The following is a 20,145-nucleotide window of genomic DNA, read 5'->3' as shown; positions in this document are numbered from 1 at the left end:
ACGAATTATCTTAGATCACTAAGTTTGCCAATGATTTGGATCAACGAAGACTATTTTCGAACCAGTTTTTGATCTAGGTAGAATGCTTCGTCTTCAATTGCAATTGGAAGTCATAATATTCCCAAGCTCTACAGCAACGAATAGGCCATTTCCATAGGTCACCGAAGTCCATGCATGCGACGCTCCAGTGTTTCTAGCAGTCCAGGTTATACCATCCGATGAGGTCATAATTTGTTGACTCGTACCATCTAATGATACTGCTACAAAAAGCCCATCGCCATAAGTTACATTAAGCCAAGTATCTGCATGTGTGGCAGAACGTGCCGTCCAGGTAATCCCATTTGTTGAAGTCATGACTCGATTTGTGCCATTACCCGCTATTGCCACAAATAAACCATTCCCATATGTTACGGAATACCATTGGTTCTCTTCAGAGGCAGATTGCGCCGTCCAGGTTATCCCGTTTGGTGAAGTCATGACTCGATTTGTGCCATCACTCGCTACTGCCACAAATAAACCATTCCCATACGTTACGGAATACCAACTATTGGCTGGTGCCCCCGTACGCTCCGTCCAAGTGATCCCATCTGGTGAGGTCATGACTCGATTTGCATCGGAATTGGATGTAGCTACAAAAAGACCATTTCCATAGGTCACTCCTCTCCACATGTACTCTGGTACAGTTCGCGCGGTCCATGTGATCCCATCCGGCGAAGTCATAACTCGATTTGAACCAGTTGAAGACACAGCTACAAAAAGACCATTTCCATAGGTTACGGAATTCCATTGGTTTGCACCAGCTCCGTTTCGTGCAGTCCAGGTAATCCCATCGGAAGAAGTCATAACTCGATTCGTACCATTGCTTAAAGCAACAAATAGTCCATTTCCATAGGTTACGATACGCCAATTGCTCGCTTCTACTGCAGAACGCGTCGTCCAGGTAGTGCCATCATCGGCGCAGTTATAAGTTCTTGTGGTAGTTGCCGTTCCTAAGGAATTAGTGGCGAGAAAGGCTAATATTGCGGTGAAATCGTTATCTTTTTCTGGAGAACAGGAAAAGATAAAAAGAAATAACATTAGAAGGGATTTTTGTCGGGTAGAATTCATCATGATTGAATTTTTTCTCACTCTTTTTGCCCAAAACAGCGAACCAACCTAGTAGTATCCCCAGAGTCAGAATTCTGTAATCTAGGGTTTTCCCCGATTTTTAGGCATTTTGGGTCATTCAGAACGTTAGTCGCCTAATGTCGACTAATTTAAATTTCGCTGAAAACAAATAATAAGACTGAATCCTCTATCTAAGAAAGCTCACAGTTCTTCCTAGAAGTATGTTTAGGGAAACAAAAAGGATTAAAAATTTCAGAAATATTTCCTACTATTTCCTAAGATAGGTTATTAGAGAGTAAATGGTAAGCTGATCTTTTTCTGAATCAGATTGTTTTTAGAATTTTTTTCAAATAGTATTCCAAGTTTCCCACATGTTGTTTTCCACCTTCGATTGCACCATATTTTTGGTTCACACGCTCTAATTCTTGTTTTGTGGAAAATACTTGTACCATCGTAAGGTTTGTGCTTTTTCCCTGATTCGTAGTTTCAAATGAGATTTCAGACCGAAAATTGACATCTTCGTCTCCCTCTCCATCACCAATATGTTGGTAAGAGATCAAACTAGGTTTTTCAATTTTTAAGAATTGGATTTTATTTTTATAATCACGTCCATCTGGACCATGCATCACAAATTCAAAAAATCCACCATTTCTAAAATCAAAGGAGATAACGGTCAGAGTAAAACCATCCGGTCCCCACCATTCTTTCAAATGTTCGGGATTAGACCAAACCTCAAATAATAATTCATTTGAAACATCAAAGAACTTACGATAGATCACTTGGTTTTCTTTAATTTCCGTTATCAATTCGGTTGAGTTCATATTTTATTTCCTTTTTTCAGTTTTAATGCATAACGTTCTAAGCGGTTCAAACGTTTACTCCAATCTTCTCTCACTTTTAAAATCAATTCTTCCATTTCAGAGAATCCATCTAAATTGACCGAATAGATTCTTTTTTGGGCTTCCCTTTTTACATTCAGTAATTGTATTTCTTTTAACAACTGTAAGTGTTGCGAGATGGCAGGAGCACTGATAGAGAAATGATTCGAAATGGCAGTAGAAGTCATCTCACCATTTTTTGAGACAAGCAGTATGATCTCACGTCTTGTATCATCACCCAGAGCTAAAAAACTATTCATACCAAAATATAATAAACCAATAGCTTAATTAAGTCAACTCTTAATTAAGTAACGGTCTCATAAATGATAGGAGGAATTGCAAATCCGATATTCTTTTTCTCTCTTCCTTCCAGATTTCCAAATTTAGATCTTCTTTGAACAGATATCACCCATGTTCCTTTATGTAGCTCTGATTTTAGAATGACTCTGATCATAATCCTTGAAACCAAATTACCTTTTTCATCTTCTTTATGTTTTTTTGATTGCAAATGTAAGTAGAATTGATTGAATTTTCTACCAAAGATTAAAAACGGAACATTGTTCAACCCAATGAATTCGGTGTTTTAGGTATGAGGAAATCAAATGGCCAATCAAACAATCAGGGATCCAAAAGTTGTCATCATAGGCGCTGGAATGACAGGAATCCTACTCGCAATTGAATTCAATCGGATCGGTGTGAAAGACATTACTATATTAGAGAAAAAACATGATTTAGGAGGAACTTGGAGGGAAAACACATACCCAGGTGTCGCTTGCGATATTCCTGCGCATATGTATACTTATAGTTTTGCGCCCAATCCTGAATGGAGCCATCGGTTTGCACATGGAGATGAAATCCATGCCTATTTCAAACGTGTGAGTGATGAATACAAAATCACACCTCAGATTCATTTTAACGAAGCAGTTACAGAAGCATCTTACCAAAATGGAAAGTGGACTACAAAAACTTCCAAAGGAAATACATATGTTTCTGATTTCCTCATCTCAGCCACTGGTATCTTACACCACCCAGCAAAACCAAACATCCCGGGACTTGAAAGTTTTAACGGAAATTGTTTTCACACAGCAGAATGGGATCATTCCGTAAATTTAGAAGGAAAACGGATCGGGATCATTGGAACTGGCTCCACTGCAGCACAAGTCATTCCCGAGATGATCAAAGTTGGGAAAAAAGTTTCGGTTTTCCAGAGGACACCGCAGTGGATTGTCAAAGTACCTGATACAACTTATACAGAAGAAGACAAAAGAAAATGGAGAAAGGAACCTAACATTCTCAAACGGTTTCATAAATGGTATACCTTTGCCGTGGAACAAACTTTTTCTAAAGCTGTGATTGGTAAAAAAATCCCTCACTTACTGATGAGTTTTTTGTGCAAAAGGAATTTACGAACTTCCATTAAAGATCCTGTTCTTAGAGAAAAACTAACTCCAAATTACCGTGTTGGTTGCAAACGTGTGATTGTGAATTCCACATTCTATGATGCCATCCAAAAACCAAATGCTGATTTGGTGACAGAGGGAATTGAAAAAATCACGGAAAAAGGTGTCATTACCAAGGATGGCAAATTACACGAATTGGATGTATTAATCTTGGCAACTGGATTCCATCCATTTAATTTTATGCGCCCGATGAACCTAACGGGAGAAAATGGAATTTCAATTGAATCTGTTTGGAAAAAGAAAGTGCAAGCTTACCGCTCCCTCTTTATCCCTCATTTCCCTAATTTTGTTTTGATGTTAGGACCAAACACACCGATTGGAAACTTTTCAGTCATTGCCATGAGTGAAGTCCAAACCAAATACATTATCAAAATAATTGAAGACTGGAGAAAAGGAAAATTTAATGCGATCGATGCAAAGGAAGAAGCCTTACAACGTTTTGCAGCTTATCTCAAAAAAGGAATGGTCGGTACTGTTTGGTTAGGTGGTTGCCAAAGTTGGTATTTAGATCCAGATGGAGATCCTGCAATGTGGCCTTATACTTGGAGTCGTTGGGAAAAAGAAATGAAATCCCCCGATTACCAAGATTTTAATCTAACCACAACGTAAACTTTTTATAAAATCCTAAACAACATTTTTGCCGGTAATTTTTACGAATTACCGGCTTTTTTGTGATGGAATGATGAGTATATAAGGATTTTTAGCACCATCAAATTGTTCTATAATTTCCTGCAAATCAACAAGTTTAACTCCAACACAACCTGACGTTGGTTTGGTTTCTTCCCAAGGGTGGATAAAAATCATACTTCCATAACCAGGGATACTTGGATTCGTATTGTGTTCAATAACAATAAACAGTTGGTAATTAGAAGAATTCCACAAGGATGCGGCACCCTTCTCTTTTTTTCGAATCAATTGGTTGTAATGTTTTGAAGTGGTAACATCACTCCAATGGTCATTTTTTCGTATTTGAGTGTATTCTAAATTACGAATGGATCTTTTGTCTTTACCAAGGATTCTCCGAATCGGAAAACTTCCGTAAGGTGTGAATCCATCACCTTCTCGTTTTTGTTCCTCAGGGATGAGTCCATTCCTACCAAACCATACAGGTACCACAGGATACAAAAGTTTCCAATCTCCCTCTTCTACACCGTAAAAGTGAAGTTCTCCTTGGGTTTCTCCAGGATTTCCCACTATGAGTAGGATTTGTTCTGATTGGAATAGACCAGAGTGGATTGAAGATTGAGGTTCTGATCTCACTTCATTTGTTGTAAATACCAAAAAGAGAACGGTAAAGAGAGGGAAAAATGACTTCAATTGAGGGAGTGAACAGTGTATTTTAAGAAAATTGGTGGAAATTTTTAGGGATAAGCCGGAAAATTGAGGAATTCGATCGGATGCCAAAGTGCGAAATGGAAAAGACCGCTCCCCCTGCTGGGCTCGAACCAGCGACCCAATGATTAACAGTCATTTGCTCTACCGACTGAGCTAAAGGGGAATCTCGAATCTGTGACCATGCTACGGAGAAAGCCCGCTAGGTCAAGGAAAAAATTATGTCATAGCGACGAGAAAATTTGCAAAAATTCTAAAAAATCCGATCCCTTTGTTTGAAAAAATGGATGTTTCCAACTTAAGATTCCTTCATTGTGACATAATCCTCTCCGCTCCTGGTTTGAGGAAAAAATAGAAATTTTATATGTTGTTTGAGATGGGGTTCTTGCATGAAGATTGAGAGGCATTTTACCAAAGGGAACAAGGGTTTATACCCGAATTTGACATGGGTTCGTAAGGACTCAAAGATAACGAATACGGACGGGTCGGTTGTGTTTGAAGCAAACGGCGTCGAAGTTCCCGATTTTTGGTCGCAAGTGGCTACTGATATCCTCGCGCAGAAGTACTTCCGCCGGAAAGGTGTTCCGAAGTACCTGAAAAAAGTCGCAGAAAAAGGTATCCCAGAATGGTTACAACGTTCTGTTCCTGATGATGAGAAACTCATTGCTCTAAACCCCGAAGACCGTTACGTAGGAGAATCAGACTCCAAACAAGTATTCCACCGTTTGGCTGGATGTTGGACGTATTGGGGTTATAAATACGGGTATTTTACGGATGAAGATAGTGCTCGTGTATTCTATGAAGAAGTTATCTTTATGCTCGCAAGCCAAATGGCTGCTCCTAACTCTCCGCAATGGTTCAACACTGGTCTTCACTGGGCGTATGGAATTGATGGTAAGTCACAAGGTCATTATTATGTAGATCCAAAATCGGGAAAATTAGTAAGGTCAGCCTCTTCTTACGAACACCCACAACCACATGCATGTTTCATCCAATCAGTAGATGATGATTTAGTGAATGAAGGTGGAATCATGGACCTTTGGGTCAGAGAAGCTCGCCTCTTTAAATATGGTTCGGGAACAGGAACCAATTTCTCCAACCTTCGTGCAGCCAATGAATCTCTCTCTGGTGGTGGCAAAAGTTCTGGTCTTATGTCTTTCTTAAAAATTGGGGATCGTGCCGCAGGTGCCATTAAGTCTGGTGGAACCACTCGTCGTGCCGCAAAAATGGTATGTCTTGATATGGACCACCCTGATATCGAAGAGTTTATCGATTGGAAAGTCCAAGAAGAGAAAAAAGTAGCATCCCTTGTAACAGGTTCCATTTTAAACAACCGACTCTTAAATGAAATTATGACCGCTTGTTCTTCCGCCAAACAAACACTTGGTGAAGAAAAAGCATACGATCCGACTGCAAACGTAGAACTTAAAAAAGCCATCCAAAAAGCAAGGAAAGCCTTTGTTCCTGACAACTACATCAAACGAGTGATTGATTTGTCGAGACAAGGATACAAAGACTTACTTTTTGAAGAACTCACAACCGATTGGCAATCCGAAGCATACAATACTGTCTCTGGACAAAACTCCAATAACTCCGTACGAATCACAAATGAGTTTATGGAAGCTGTCGAAAAAGACCTCCCATTCCACCTCGTGAACCGTACAGAAAAGGAAAAAGCTCGCAAAGAAGGTCGTGAACCAAAGGCGGCAAAAACCTTACGTGCTCGTGACCTTTGGGAAAGAATTGCCAATGCAGCTTGGAACTCAGCTGACCCAGGAACACAGTATCATAGCACGATCAACGAATGGCATACTTGTCCAGAAGATGGAGCGATCAATGCCTCCAATCCATGTTCTGAATACATGTTCCTCGACAACACAGCATGTAACTTAGCATCTGCGAACCTTGTTAAATTCTTAAAAGAAGATGGATCCTTTGATGTAGAAGGATACCGTTATCTAAATAAAATTTGGACCATCATCCTAGAAATTTCTGTTCTCATGGCACAGTTCCCATCCAAAGAAATTGCGGAATTGTCTTACAAGTTTAGAACATTAGGTCTCGGGTATGCAAACCTTGGTTCCCTTCTCATGATCATGGGAATTCCTTATGATTCTCAAGAAGCGATGGCTGTGACTGGTGCGATTTCTTCTATCATGCATATGACGGCATATGCCACATCGGCAGAGATGGCAAAGGAACTCGGACCATTTGCTGGTTACGAAAAAAACAAAGAGCATATGTTACGTGTATTGCGTAACCATAGACGTGCTGCTTATAATGCACCAAAAGAAGAATACGAAGGATTAACCATCACTCCAGTGGGAATTAACCCTTCTTTCTTACCGTCTTACTTACTCGAAGCAGCGAAAGAAGATTCCGACAGAGCATTGGCACTCGGAGAACAATTTGGATACCGCAATGCACAAGTAACTGTGATCGCTCCGACAGGAACGATCGGTCTAGTCATGGATTGTGACACGACTGGAATCGAACCTGACTTCGCTTTAGTGAAATACAAAAAATTGGCAGGTGGTGGTTACTTCAAAATCATCAACCAATCAGTTCCTGCAGCTCTGAAAAAATTGGGTTATAGCCAAGCAGAACAAGATGCTATTGTGAACTACTGTAAAGGCCATGCTACATTTAACGGAGCCCCTGGTGTTAACACGGCACGTTTGAAAGAAAAAGGTTTCACCGAAGATGTGTTAGAGAAATTGGAAAAACAACTTCCGTTTGTGTTTGATATCCAATTTGCTTTCAACAAATTCACATTAGGTGAAGATTTCCTTGCCAAAACATTGGGAATTGACCCTTCCCTTTACAATTCCATGGGTTTCAATTTACTCGAAACATTGGGATTTACTGCAGATGAAATTGCACAAGCAAATGATTATGTTTGCGGAACGATGACCATCGAAAACGCACCTTTTATCAAAGAAAAGGATCTCCCTGTATTTGATTGTGCCAACAAATGTGGAAAATACGGAAAACGTTTTTTATCTTATCAATCACACATCCGAATCATGGCAGCGGCTCAACCATTCATTTCGGGTGCGATTTCCAAAACGATCAACCTTCCAGAAGAGGCAACCATTGAGGATGTGAAAAACGCATACCTAATGTCTTGGAAAGTGATGATCAAAGCAAACGCTCTCTACCGAGATGGATCAAAACTTTCACAACCACTTAACTCCGTATTCCAGTTGTTAAGTGCTGTGGGAGAAGAGGAAGAAGAACTAAGTACTACTTCCACTCCGAAAACGGTAACAGAAGTGGCAGAAAAATTGGTGTATAAATACATCTCGGAAAGAAGAAAACTTCCACACCGACGTGCAGGATATACGCAAAAAGCGATGGTGGGTGGTCACAAAGTTTATCTCCGAACAGGAGAATACGAAGATGGCCAACTTGGTGAAATCTTTATCGATATGCATAAAGAAGGAGCGGCTTTCCGATCCCTTATGAATGCGTTTGCGATTGCGGTTTCCCTTGGATTGCAACATGGCGTTCCTTTGGAAGAATTTGTGGAAGCATTTACTTTCTTCAAATTTGAACCAAACGGTATGGTTTCTGGTAACCCTCATATCAAAATGTCTACTTCGGTAATCGATTACATCTTTAGAGAACTTGCGATCACTTATCTTGGTCGATACGACTTGGCACAAGTATCACCAGAAGATTTAAGAACTGACGAAGTGGGAAGAAAAGCAGAACCGGCTCGAGATACTGTGGGAAAGCAGGAAAGTAGCGGTCCACGTACTCCGCTACAAGTAAATGCAATTTCTATGAAATCAGTACTCGAAGACAAGCCGGAAGTTGTAGCTGTGGCAGGTCAAACTCCGCAACAACCAACCCAAGCACAGTCTGCTGCGGCAACACTAAAGATCATTGCAGAAGCAAGAACCAAGGGTTATACAGGTGATTCCTGTACCGAATGTGGATCCTTCCAAATGGTACGAAACGGAGCTTGTCTCAAGTGTATCTCTTGTGGATCCACTACAGGTTGTTCGTAAACAAATACGAAAGAATCTCTAGTTTGAATTGATGCTTTCGACTAGAGATTTAAAATCCAAATCTTCTCTAGTTTGCAAAAGACTAGGTGGTGATTCCAAATGAGACTTAAAAAGGGTCACAATACGGAAGAAGAAATCTTAAAAAAGGACCGAGAATTCGGTCCTTTTTTTTTGCTACCAAGTGTTATCTTGGTAAACAAAAATTTAATTCGTGTGTGAATGTTTGATACAGATAACCAAGTAGAGTTTAGATGATTTTTAAGGAGTGGGAGCCGGTTCAATCGAACCATCTTCTGGTTTCGGAGCCATTCCACCTAATTGGTTTAAGTTGGGAAGGTCTACTTTAGGTGAGGACAAGGTACCACGAACAGGGATACAAGTTTTCCCACCTTCTTGCGGTAATAAGGCGACCATCCCTACCAAATCCTGCCTTTCTTGGGCAAATTTTTCGGTTAAGGAAAAACAAACTTTTAAATCCAGTTGAGAAAACGAAATGGTATCAGACAAACGAACCACACCTTGGAATTGGAATTTCGCCAAATTGGAATCAAGACTTCCTCTTTCGATGAGAAGTTTCCCTGATCGAATTTTAAAGAGTAAATTTGCTCTTTTGATATCGGTTCCTTTTAAAGTGCCTAAAAAAGGAATCTCCATCGATTCTTTGATTTTTCCACCAGAAAGAGTAATTTCCCCTTCCCCATTCCATTTGGTTACTTTATCGTCTAAAGGCGACAATCGAATGGGCAAATCGAAGGTTTGAATCCCAATCGAAAGATCACTTCCTTCATAACTAAAATACCCTATATTGATATCACCTTCCAAACGGGACTGCAAAATTCCAAATACAGAAACACCAAGACTCACTTCTTCCGCTTTTAAAGATGTTCCAGTGGGAAAACTAACAACAAAACTATCAAAAGATTTCCTTCCAATCATGGGAAAATGGATTTCCTTTGCATCCATAAAGATTCCCGTTTCTTTGCCTGTTTTAATGAGGACTGATCTAACAATTTCATTAAGAGGAAAAATAAAAATGGTAAACAAAAGAAATGAAACAAATGAAATCGCAATGAGTGTTAGAATTTGTTTTTGATTGATTTTTGTGAGTTCTTCATCAGAATCTTCCTCAAAAAGTTCATTATCCTCTTCCAATAATGATTCTTGAACAGCTACATCATCATCTAAATCATAGTCTTCTTCGAATTCGTTTTCTTTTGCCATTTTTATTTACCTTTCGACAAACGACTATAAGATGATACTTTCAAATTGACATCGTATATTTCTTTTTCTGCAAATGGTTTACGAAAACTAAGTAGGTCTACTTTTGCTTGAATTTGTTTGTTTTTTTCGATATCGTAAACCAATTTAATGATATCTTGTAATAAAACAGAACGAAAGGATACATCGATTGTAATTTTGTTATAGTCCTTTTGGATGACATTACTTGTATCTTTCATCGTTTGGACTTTGTCTTTTAAATTATAACGTATCAAAATCTGATCCAATTTGGAATACATGACACTTACATCTTCTTCACTGCCACCAGATTGTAATCCACGTAAATAATTGTATTCTCGGATCACTCGGTCGAGTTCACCAGCCTGTGATCTTGTTTCGAAAATCTCATCTGATAATCGATTTCTTAAATCGGATAATAAGGTCACAATCGTATACACACCAAGTAGTGACACAAAACTAATGAGTCCAATCACAAGGACTCGTTCTCTATCATTCAAACGATCAAACATTAGGGTTCATCCTTTGGTGTCACAACATCCATTTTGATTTTAAAACTGACTTTGAATTTATTCACACCCGTGATGAGACGTTTGTTTTGGATTTGGATATTCGTGAATTTTTCGGATTTTTCAAGTGCGGATTGGATGGTTCCAATTTCACCAAATTCATTTACCCTACCGTAAATTTGGATTTCCTTCTCTTCAAAGTTAAACTGATCCAAAATAAAAGGTAGAACCTCTGGCGAAGGAAATTGTTCCGTTGCCTCATTTAATACATCAAGAACACTTTCTTGGGACAAAAACAATCTGTAAATTTCAGTTTTTTTACGTTCTGCCTTTAGTTTCTTATTTGCGGCATCCAGAGGGTCTTCCTCTTCACCTAACTCTCCACCAATTCCATTTTTGTATTTTTCGATTAATATTTGTTTGTTGGCAGCAATTTTACGTTTATCCAAAATGATTCCAATCAAAAATACACCAAAGAGTAAAATTAGAGATATACTCACTAAAATAATATGAGGTTTGAATGCTGCGAGTTTGAACCGATTTGTATGAATTTTTTTAGCAAAACCAGTTTCTAAAAAATTGACCCGATTTCGTGATTCAAAGTGAACTCCAGTGGCAACTGATGTAACAAAACTTGGATCATTGATCCCTAAGAATTCATATCGACCTGTTTTAATTCCTAATTTTTCTTCCAAATAACCAGTAAGATTTGGATAGAGACTTGCCCCACCAGATAATAAAATGAGACTCGGTCTCTCTTGTTCTGGAAGAGAAAAAATGCTATTCTCAACTTCATGAACTACTTGGTCAAGCTTCGCCAAAATGAATTTACGTAGTGACTTAAATTGAATGGCAGTGATGTGAAACTGATTCAAAAATTTTGTTTCTTCCGCCTTATCAATTGAATCAAATAAAAATCCAATAGGAAGTGATTCTTTGATGAGTCTTGCTTCTTCTAAGTCAACTTTTAGAATGCTAGCAAACTCTGCGGTAATTTCTTCCCCACCAATGTAAATTTGTCGAGTGTGTCTTAATTTTCCTTCATGAAGAACATTTAAAATACAATAACGACCACCTAAATCTAGTTGTAAAATTGATTTCTCAGCAATTAACAAAGGATAATTTTTAGTGATTAGGGCAGAAAGAACAAAAGAATCTAACGATAAACAACTTAATGTCAAATCACCTTTCGCAAAAGGTTTTAGGGCACGGAATAATTCGGAATGATGAACATTGAAAGTGATTACATCAGAATTTTCTTTTCCTGTTCTCCAGGTTTTACCGATCACCTCAAGTTCTTCCATCGGGTAAGGGACTAAATTTTCGACTTCAAATGGTAAAACTTCTTGGATGGCTTTTTCGGAAACCAATGGAACTGTAATGTCCCTTACAAATAAATTATGAATTCCTAAATTGAGTAAAAATCGATTTTCCTCTGGGAAAAAACTCTGAATAAATCGGATGATATTGTATTCGAAAGGGTCCCCTTCATTTTCATCTAGTTCCACAACTGGTAAACTTTCAGTCCTGAGGATAACCACCTTTCCTAAAACTTTTTTGAATAAAACACCTTTAAGGAAGGTAGAGCCATAATCGATTGCAAGGTATTGGTCAAATGATAACATAATTAATCTTCAGTATAGTATAACATCTGGTTGTTGGTAAGATCAAATAATCCTGTTACCTTACGAACCACTTTATCCTTTATAATCCCTACCCCTGTAATTTTGTAAACTTCACCCTTGGTTTTGATCCGGCCACCCGATACATCGGTTCCTTCCCCTGCAAGCTCTTTATACAAAGTAAGGTCACCCGTTGTTTTTACTTGGAACTCAGGTTCTGTCTCCAGATCTTTCAATTCTTTAATATAGCCTCCTTTCTGCAACTTGAGTTTCAAAATTTTCATGGCGGCCTGTTTGGTCATAAAATCAGAAAGGGAAATCAGTACAAAATAAGGTGCCGTATTGATATTGATCCGGTCATCATACGAATCTCCCGCAGGCAAATAAGCAGTGATATTATTGGAGAGCACATAGTCTTTATCGGAACGAAGAGCTCTTTCCTCTTCTGTCATAAAGTCTTTTGAATTATTTTTATCGTAATCCTTCGGTTTTAAACTTTCGTACACAACGGAGCGGTCATACCCTTTCACATTTAAAAGTTCAGAAAGGGAATAAAAGGGAGCATTTTTGATCTTTCTTGGAGGGATTAGACGACTGTAATAATACTGTTCCGCACCACCCCCCGTTTCCTGGTGGTTTTCATCAATCCAATCCAGAATCGGAAAAATCATCTCTCTTTTGAGGCCAAACTGGTAGAACAAGCGAGTGACCATTTCAATTGTCCTTTGGTTGGGTTGGTCATCGTAAATTTTAACAAGCGAGTTGATATTGATTTTGCCATCTTCCGGGCTCATCGTGTAATAAATCACACCTCCCCCAAGGGGAATCGGAGGTGGGTCCATGGCAAGTCCAGACTGGTATAAAACCTCTTCTGGGATCTTTTTTAAAGCACCGACAGCTCCCATAAATCCAGCCTTCGCCAACATATGTGCTCGGAAACCATCCGCTTGTGCCCTTGCTACTCGGTATTCTGTGGCAGCATCTTCAAAAAATTTTGAAGCTGTAAATAAGGACGCAGTCCCAATGGCCATCACAAGGAGATAGACCATAAACCCTTTTTTCGCGTTTTTATTTGTAGAGAATAACCGGATGCGCAAGTGATTCATATTTAACAAAGGCACTCCCCACTAATGATATGATTTCAAACCGAATGAGCCTTGGAATTTTTTTTGTGGTACGGGAATTCCAATCATCTACCCATTTGTCTCCACGTTCCGAAAATTTCATTTGGAAACTTTTTACATTCTCAAGTAAAATATGTTCTACTCCGCCTTGCGTAGGAAAGGTATCTACCATTTCGTCTTCTCTCCGAATGAGATAGGACAAACCTTCCATTTTCGGATTGGGCATCTTTCGTAAATAAAAGGAAACTTCCCTGACAGATGCTTGGCCCTCTTCTTCCGAATTGGGATTGGAAGTCGCAAAAACAATCCGATCATTCCTTGCTCCAGTCACTCCTTCTTGTTTTCCCACAAATAAAATTCGTTTTTGGTTATCGATAAAATAGGTACGAGCTAAAGTTCCTCGTATATTTTCCATGGCATACAAAATATCCTTTCGATTGGCTCCTTTTCTCGAAGCTCCTTTTTTGGAAATTTTATTGGCAGTATAAAAAACGGAAAATATCCCAGTAAAAATAACAGCCATGATCATCACAACAATGGAAATCTCTACGAGTGTAAACCCTCTACGTTTTTGATTGTATAAATTCAAACAACGGAATTTCCGCAAAACATTCATTAGTATTTTGCACTCCTGAACGTTTCAACACTATAGGTTTCTTTTTTATTTCCATCCATATAAAATATGGAAACCTTCACTCGGAAAACTTTTAAAACTCCCCCAGTTTCAAAACTTTTTTTCTGACCTCTTTTTTTCATGAGGTCACTAAGACCCACATCTTTATCACCTAACATATCCTTTGGTGCTTTTTTTCGAAGTTCTTCTGCATTGGGACCACCTGCAAGTTTGAGTAAGTCCATTTCCTCTTCTTTAATTTCTGTTTCAAATGTATAACCAGGGAATGCACCAATGGAACCTCGTGATGTATCCGTTTGCATAGTGGTGGATGAATCCACTTGGGCCATTTTAATTTTTGCCAAATGAACCGCATTCGCAAGTAAGACAGCTTTTTTTTGATACGAAATTCCTTCCGCTATCATTGAATAAGTATAGGTCATCACCATTGCTGCCATCGCCATAGCGATTGTGACTTCAAATAGAGTAAATGCTTTACGAGATTGTTTAACGAGGTTGTGTTTTTGCATTGGTATCTACTTGTTCGTCCCGTTCATCCAAACCATAAGACAGTTTTTGGATGGGATTTGAATCAGGTTCTGGGAAAAATTCCATTTTATGGATTTTGATTTTTCCACCATATCGATAAATTTGAATTGTACGTTTGATTTCTGTATCGGAACCAATATATAAAAATAAATCCGTAGTCGTACCTTGCGGGGTAAAAACTATCCGAACCTTACCTTCGTTTCGAGGTTTGCCACCTAAGTCGCGTACGCTGACAATTTTAGAATAAAAAGGGAGAGTTGTTTTTTTTAAAATGGGTTCTTCTTCCAAACCACCTTCCTCTCGTTTCAGTAAAAAAAATTGGTATTCTCTTTTCTCAAAATTATATTCAAAGAGAACTGCTTGGTTTGTCAGTTGGGCTTTATTATAACCAAATTTAAATGATTCTTGTAACTTGACGGAGATGTCCTCAGTAGAGGGGATGATGAGGTTTCGTAAGGAACCACCGACAATCACCATCAGGAGCCCTAATATAGAAATGACAACGACGATCTCGATGAGAGTGAGACCGTCGCGGATTTGTCTTTTCCATTTCGGAAAATGTTTTTTATCGGAATGCGGCTGGATAATCATCAGGAGATAGGATATTGAAGTCTTTGTTCTTTCCGTCTCCACCTTCTTTTTTATCTTCGCCGAGAGTGAGAATTTGAGGCACAGCTCCTTCAAATTTTAATACATAGGGTGTTTTCCATGGGTCTTTTAATACTGCTTTTTCCCGAATGATTGGTTCATAATCGTCACCGATTTTGTCATCGTCTGGCTTTTCGATTAACGCTTGTAAACCTTGTTCTTCCGAAGGGTATTTATCATAAACTTCCAAATAACGTTCCAATGCAGTTTTTAAAACAGCACTGTCATTTTTCAGTTTTAGTTTTTTTTCACCTTCACCGCGGTTACCGATACTTGAGTAAAGAATCGCCATCAGGGAACCTAAAATAAGCATCACCACTGTGATCTCAATTAGAGTGAGTCCCTCACGGATCTTTCTGTTTTTTCCTTTCATTTTCATAAACTCTACATCCCCTGGATTTCTTGAGTTAGTTTGTACATTGGCGTCATAATCGCCGCCATAATGGTAAAAATAATTCCACCCATTACAATGATCATCATGGGTTCTAAGGATTGGGTCAAAGATTTTATTGCTGTATCAACCTCAGATTCATAGATTTCTGAGAGTTTATTCATCATTTCTGGAACTTTATCTGAAGCTTCCCCAGCACTGAGCATCCCGAGAACCATCTGTGGAAGCACTTGTGAGCCTTGTAAGGAATCGGATAATTTTCCACCTTCTTTGATTTTGATGATCGCAGCATCAATTTCTTCTTTAAAAACAGTATGCCCAACCACATCTGATACAATGTTCAGCGAAACAATTAACGGAACTCGATTCAGGAGTAAGATTGATAGGTTTCGTGCAAAATTGGAAACTAAGATTTTGCGGAGTAAAGTTCCTATGACTGGTAAACCCAGTAAAAACCTATCCCAAACTTTCTTCCCGTCTTCCGAACTTTTCCACTTCAAAAATCCAAGAAAACTAAACGAGATCAGACCCAAAATAAAATACCAATAATTGGTTAAGACATAGGATAAAAAAATTACAGCTCGTGTGAGAAGTGGAAGTTTTGCATCAAAGGATGCGAATAATTGTTCAATTTGGGGAATCACAACAACGAGTAAAAAGATAGATACACCAAGCGAAAGAAGCCCCATAATCATCGGATAAATCATAGCCACTTGCACTTTCGATTTTAATTCAGAAGACTTCTCTTCTAGTTCCGCTAACCGATGTAAGGTGTTTTCGTAATTACCAGTCGACTCACCCACAGAAATCAAACTGGGGTATTGGTCAGGAAACACAGTTTTGTGTTTTTTCATCGACTCTGAAAGGCTAGATCCTTCCGTGATATCCGCCCGCATCTCAATCAAAACTTTTTTGAAATAGATATTCTCTACTTGGTCAATGATGGATAACAAACACTTATCAAGAGGAATTCCCGCTCCAATGAGTGTTCCCAGTTGTTTACAAAAAAGTCCCACTTCCTTCCTAGGAATCCGATAAAGCAGTTTGGATAAAAATGGGAATAGTTCTCGTTCTTCTTTTTCGCGGTCTTCTTGGATCGAACGAACATAAAGGCCTTTTGCCTTTAGTTTATTACGTGCTGCTTGTAAATTGACAGCATCAATGATGTTCTTTTCTTCTTTTCCTTTTTTATTAAAGGCAACGTATGTATAGAGTGGCATAAAATTTAGGATACCCGAAGGACTTCTTCCGGAGTGGTAACTCCCTCTATGACCTTATACTTTCCATACTCTTGTAAGGTGGAAAGTCCATTTTTCACCGCAAGTTCTTTGATTCGATTGGAATCTGCACCCTGTAAAATCGCACGTTTGATTTCATCATTCATGGTGAGAAGTTCATAAAGTCCAGTTCGTCCTTTGTATCCTGAATTTAGACAAGAACTACAACCCTTTCCGCGATACAATACACCATTTTTTAGTTCTTTTCTTTGGATTCCAAGACCCGCCAAATCTTTGTCAGTAGGTTTGTACGAAGTTTTACAGTCTTTGCAGATCACACGAACTAACCTTTGTGCCATAAATCCAAGTACGGAACTTGTGATGAGATAAGGTTCAATTCCCATATCGACAAGCCTTGTAACTGCAGAAGATGCATCATTGGTGTGAAGGGTAGAAAAAACCAAGTGTCCTGTAAGCGATGCCTGGATTGCAATCCTTGCTGTTTCTTCATCGCGGATCTCCCCCACCATCACAACATCAGGGTCTTGACGTAAAATTGAACGAAGCCCTGCGGCAAATGTGAGTCCGATTTTATCATTCATTTGCATTTGGGAAATACCATCCATTTGGTATTCCACTGGGTCTTCGCATGTGATGATGTTTCGTTCTTCGGTATTGATTTCAGAAAGTGCGGAATAAAGGGTAGTTGATTTTCCCGATCCAGTAGGACCAGTTACTAAAATAATTCCATACGGTTTATAAATGAGTTCTTTAAATTCTTTTAGGATTTGTGGATTAAATCCCATGGTTTCAATGGAATACTTTTGATCCGTTTTATTCAATATCCTCATTACAATTCGTTCTCCGAATTGGCAAGGAATGATCGAAACCCGCACATCCACATCTTTTCCAGCTAACCTAAGTTTGATCCTACCATCTTGCGGGAGTCTGTTTTCCGCAATGTTTAGGTTCGACATAATTTTAATACGAGTGGAAATCCCTGCCAAATATGACTTAGGTGGATTTAATACTTTTTGCAAAACACCATCCACACGGTATCTGACCACAACAGACTTTTCAAATGGTTCAACGTGGATGTCGGAGGCCCTTTCAGAAACAGCTTGTGACAGAATCACATTTACCATTTTGATGATAGGCGCTTCATTGGATAAATCTAAAGCATCGGATTCAAAAGCATCGGAAAGATCTCCAAAACTTCCATCCATCTCATCCATCATCTCTTTTGCTTCTGCAGTTGTTTTATCAAACTGAGAATGGACGATGCGCATGATTTCGTTTTCTGTGGCGAGAACGAATTGGATTTCGTATCCTTTTAAGAAGGAACGTATATCATCCATGGGATGGAGGTCAGTTGGATCACTTGTAGCAACAAAAACCTTTTTTCCTTTCACAAGGAAGGGAACTATTTTGGAACGTTGTACGAGTTTGAGAGGAATTTTGCTAAAAATTTCATCACTGGCAACAAACTCAAGTTTTTCGTAGAACTCCATTTTGTGGAGTTTTGCGAGTGCCTTTAGAATATCGGTTTCAGAAGCGAGACCTTTTTTTTGGATGATGTGAGTGATGGGAAGATTTGTTTTTTCCTGTTGTTTGGAAATGTCTTCTAAATCCTTAATCGTAAGGATTCCATCTTCTAAAAGAATCTGACCTAAACTTTTTCTCATCTCAGTTTCTTTTCTCGTTCATCCACCATCCTTTCTTGTTCATTTTTCTTTTGGATGGTCATACGATCCGATTTATCTCGATCATCTAAGATGTGTGGTGTTAAAAATACCATCAAATTCGTTTTCCGATTTTGATTGGTCGTTCTGCGAAATAAAGTTCCAAGGAGTGGAATCTCACCTAAAATTGGGATCTTTTGTACTTTTTTCTGTTTGTCATTCGAAAGAAGTCCACCGATCACAATTGTTTGTATATTGTCCACAACGATTGTTGTTTTGATATCACGTTTATTAAAAGTTGGGTTTCCACCAGTTGCTTCTGAAGAAATTCCCGCTACGTTTTTGATTTCTTGGTACAGATCGAGAGTGATTCGATTGTTTTTGTTAATGTGCGGAGTGAATTTTAGTTTAATTCCTGTTGGGCGGTATTCGAAGTTAGCGACTGTAACCGCATTGTCTCCACCAAGACCCGCATTTCTATTTTGGGTACGAACTGGTACGTCTTGACCCACATTGATCTCAGCTTCTTGGTTATCCAAGGTCAATATTTGTGGAGCAGACAAGACGTTAAAATTTTCATTCGTTGAGTTTGCATTCAAAATACCAATGATTTGTTGTCCACCACGTCGAATAAACCCAAGTGAAAATCCAGAAAGTGTGTTAACGTTTGTAGGCCTACCATTTTTATCAATCACACCTCCTTGTGCCGCAAGACCAGTATTAAACTGTCCATATGCAAGTTCTTGGTAACGCCAATCAATACCGAAATCATTTAGGTCTGTGGAACTGAGTTCTACAATAAGCACCTCAAGTAACACCTGTTTTCTTGGGGTATCTAATATTTTTATGATCTTTTTGATTTCTTCCCATTCTTGTGGGGTTGCGGTTACAATGAGAGAGTTTGATTCTTTATGGGCAACCGCTTTGATTTTATCTTGTTTTCCTGGAACTTTAGGCGCTTGCGGGGTTGGTTGAGGTGGGGGTTGTTGTTTTCCATCAGGACCCGCTTCCCCAGGTGGCCCTTGTGTCGGTGCAACAGGAGCATCAGGCATATCCAATTTGACAAGGATGGCAGCTAGTTTTTCTGCTTCATTGTATTCCAATGTATAAATATGGATGTCACCAGCAGAGGAAATCGAACCTGGCCCATCAGCTCGTACATCCAAATTATCAACTAACTTCAGTAACTTGTTAATGTCAGCAGTTGATCCTGAAAAGATTAGAGTATTTTGGTTTTTCGGAATGATGATATCAGTATCAGGACTAGTCACTCGTTTGAGAATGGGTTCAAGTTCGATTGCATTCGAAAACTCTAAGGGAACAATTTGTGTAATCGTTTTATTTAGAGCAACTTCTGATTCTGAAACAGGTTCTTTTCCAATCCTTACAATTTGTGATTTCGCAAGAGCGTCTTTGATTTTCACAACTTTGATCAGATCATTTTCTTCAATGAGACCAAAACCTTGTGTTTCTAAAACAGACTTCATAAACCCATAGGCATCTTCAATTCGCACACGTTTTTGAGAGATGATGGTGATTTTTTTGCCTTTGACAGCATCATCAATTAGGATGTTCTTTTTGATGATGGCACTCATTCCCATAAGGAAGTCTTTGAGTTCTGTATCTCGCCAATCTGCTGTGAAACTTGCTGGTTCTTGAGAAGTTTTTGCTTTTGGTTTCCCTTTCTCTTGTGAGAAATTGGGTGTCACAATTAAATAAAGGCAAATGCATAGTATAACGAATGGGAGACGATTTCTCATT

General features: G+C 38.8%; 17 protein-coding genes and 1 tRNA gene. 2 read left to right on the top strand and 16 right to left on the bottom strand.

Annotated elements, in window-relative coordinates; translation table 11 throughout:
• Positions 1 to 93 precede the first annotated feature (93 nt).
• From DI076_RS06180 to DI076_RS06170, 3 genes are all read right to left on the bottom strand, one after another.
• Entirely contained in the window at positions 94 to 1,110 is a 1,017-nt protein-coding gene (locus DI076_RS06180) for a DUF6242 domain-containing protein (RefSeq protein ID WP_108959089.1), read from the bottom strand.
• Positions 1,111 to 1,430: 320 nt separating this feature from the next.
• Complete coding sequence (locus DI076_RS06175) at positions 1,431 to 1,928, bottom strand: SRPBCC domain-containing protein (RefSeq protein ID WP_108959088.1); 498 nt, start codon at positions 1,926 to 1,928, stop codon at positions 1,431 to 1,433.
• Positions 1,925 to 2,245, bottom strand: a complete 321-nt coding sequence (locus tag DI076_RS06170; protein WP_108959087.1) for an ArsR/SmtB family transcription factor — start codon at positions 2,243 to 2,245, stop codon at positions 1,925 to 1,927. The genes DI076_RS06175 and DI076_RS06170 overlap by 4 nt, the downstream gene beginning before the upstream one ends.
• Positions 2,246 to 2,587: 342 nt before the next feature.
• Here DI076_RS06170 and DI076_RS06160 point away from each other — a divergent pair, with 342 nt between their 5' ends.
• Positions 2,588 to 4,054: a flavin-containing monooxygenase gene (locus DI076_RS06160; protein ID WP_108959085.1), complete on the top strand. Its 1,467-nt coding sequence runs from the start codon at positions 2,588 to 2,590 to the stop codon at positions 4,052 to 4,054.
• A 48-nt stretch (positions 4,055 to 4,102) separates the two neighbouring features.
• Here the strand turns inward: DI076_RS06160 and DI076_RS06155 are convergent, their stop codons facing one another.
• Together DI076_RS06155 and DI076_RS06150 are read right to left on the bottom strand one after the other, a co-directional pair.
• The gene (locus DI076_RS06155) at positions 4,103 to 4,705 is read right to left on the bottom strand and encodes a L,D-transpeptidase family protein (RefSeq protein WP_245918301.1); all 603 of its coding nucleotides are present in this window, start codon (positions 4,703 to 4,705) and stop codon (positions 4,103 to 4,105) included.
• Positions 4,706 to 4,870: 165 nt separating this feature from the next.
• A tRNA-Asn gene (locus tag DI076_RS06150) sits at positions 4,871 to 4,943 on the bottom strand.
• A 223-nt stretch (positions 4,944 to 5,166) separates the two neighbouring features.
• Between DI076_RS06150 and DI076_RS06145 the strand changes: the two genes are divergently transcribed.
• Positions 5,167 to 8,793 (top strand): vitamin B12-dependent ribonucleotide reductase, encoded by a 3,627-nt coding sequence (locus tag DI076_RS06145; protein ID WP_108959083.1) that lies wholly within the window; start codon positions 5,167 to 5,169, stop codon positions 8,791 to 8,793.
• A gap of 258 nt (positions 8,794 to 9,051) precedes the next feature.
• On the opposite strand, the gene gspN is transcribed toward DI076_RS06145, so the two are convergent.
• From gspN to gspD, 11 genes are read right to left on the bottom strand one after another with little or no spacing between them, the layout of a single operon-like run.
• Positions 9,052 to 10,014 (bottom strand): type II secretion system protein GspN, encoded by a 963-nt coding sequence (gspN, locus tag DI076_RS06140; protein WP_108959082.1) that lies wholly within the window; start codon positions 10,012 to 10,014, stop codon positions 9,052 to 9,054.
• A 2-nt stretch (positions 10,015 to 10,016) separates the two neighbouring features.
• Positions 10,017 to 10,541, bottom strand: a complete 525-nt coding sequence (locus DI076_RS06135; protein WP_108959081.1) for a hypothetical protein — start codon at positions 10,539 to 10,541, stop codon at positions 10,017 to 10,019.
• Positions 10,541 to 12,163, bottom strand: a complete 1,623-nt coding sequence (pilM, locus tag DI076_RS06130; protein ID WP_108959080.1) for a cell division protein FtsA — start codon at positions 12,161 to 12,163, stop codon at positions 10,541 to 10,543. Before pilM ends, DI076_RS06135 begins: the two co-directional genes overlap by 1 nt.
• Positions 12,164 to 12,165: 2 nt before the next feature.
• Positions 12,166 to 13,266, bottom strand: coding sequence for a type II secretion system minor pseudopilin (locus tag DI076_RS06125; protein WP_245918300.1), 1,101 nt, complete (start codon positions 13,264 to 13,266; stop codon positions 12,166 to 12,168).
• Positions 13,229 to 13,900 carry a type II secretion system protein GspJ gene (locus tag DI076_RS06120; RefSeq protein WP_167396510.1) on the bottom strand — a complete coding sequence of 224 codons (672 nt, stop codon included), beginning with the start codon at positions 13,898 to 13,900 and terminating at the stop codon, positions 13,229 to 13,231. Before DI076_RS06120 ends, DI076_RS06125 begins: the two co-directional genes overlap by 38 nt.
• Complete coding sequence (locus tag DI076_RS06115; protein WP_108959078.1) at positions 13,900 to 14,427, bottom strand: prepilin-type N-terminal cleavage/methylation domain-containing protein; 528 nt, start codon at positions 14,425 to 14,427, stop codon at positions 13,900 to 13,902. Before DI076_RS06115 ends, DI076_RS06120 begins: the two co-directional genes overlap by 1 nt.
• Complete coding sequence (locus DI076_RS06110) at positions 14,405 to 15,037, bottom strand: prepilin-type N-terminal cleavage/methylation domain-containing protein (RefSeq protein WP_245918299.1); 633 nt, start codon at positions 15,035 to 15,037, stop codon at positions 14,405 to 14,407. Before DI076_RS06110 ends, DI076_RS06115 begins: the two co-directional genes overlap by 23 nt.
• Positions 15,012 to 15,473: a type II secretion system protein GspG gene (locus DI076_RS06105; RefSeq protein ID WP_100717040.1), complete on the bottom strand. Its 462-nt coding sequence runs from the start codon at positions 15,471 to 15,473 to the stop codon at positions 15,012 to 15,014. The genes DI076_RS06110 and DI076_RS06105 overlap by 26 nt, the downstream gene beginning before the upstream one ends.
• A 5-nt stretch (positions 15,474 to 15,478) precedes the next feature.
• Positions 15,479 to 16,705 carry a type II secretion system F family protein gene (locus DI076_RS06100; protein WP_108959077.1) on the bottom strand — a complete coding sequence of 409 codons (1,227 nt, stop codon included), beginning with the start codon at positions 16,703 to 16,705 and terminating at the stop codon, positions 15,479 to 15,481.
• A 5-nt stretch (positions 16,706 to 16,710) separates the two neighbouring features.
• A complete protein-coding gene (gene gspE, locus DI076_RS06095; RefSeq protein ID WP_108959076.1) occupies positions 16,711 to 18,387 on the bottom strand; it encodes a type II secretion system ATPase GspE in 1,677 nt (558 codons plus the stop codon).
• Positions 18,384 to 20,144, bottom strand: a complete 1,761-nt coding sequence (gene gspD / locus DI076_RS06090) for a type II secretion system secretin GspD (RefSeq protein ID WP_108959266.1) — start codon at positions 20,142 to 20,144, stop codon at positions 18,384 to 18,386. The genes gspE and gspD overlap by 4 nt, the downstream gene beginning before the upstream one ends.
• Position 20,145: the final 1 nt, after the last annotated feature.

The organism is Leptospira ellinghausenii (genome assembly GCF_003114815.1).
Classification (GTDB): Bacteria; Spirochaetota; Leptospiria; order Leptospirales; family Leptospiraceae; genus Leptospira_A; species Leptospira_A ellinghausenii.
Note: the sequence above shows the minus strand (reverse complement) of the source record. Positions and strands in the feature narration are given on the sequence as shown.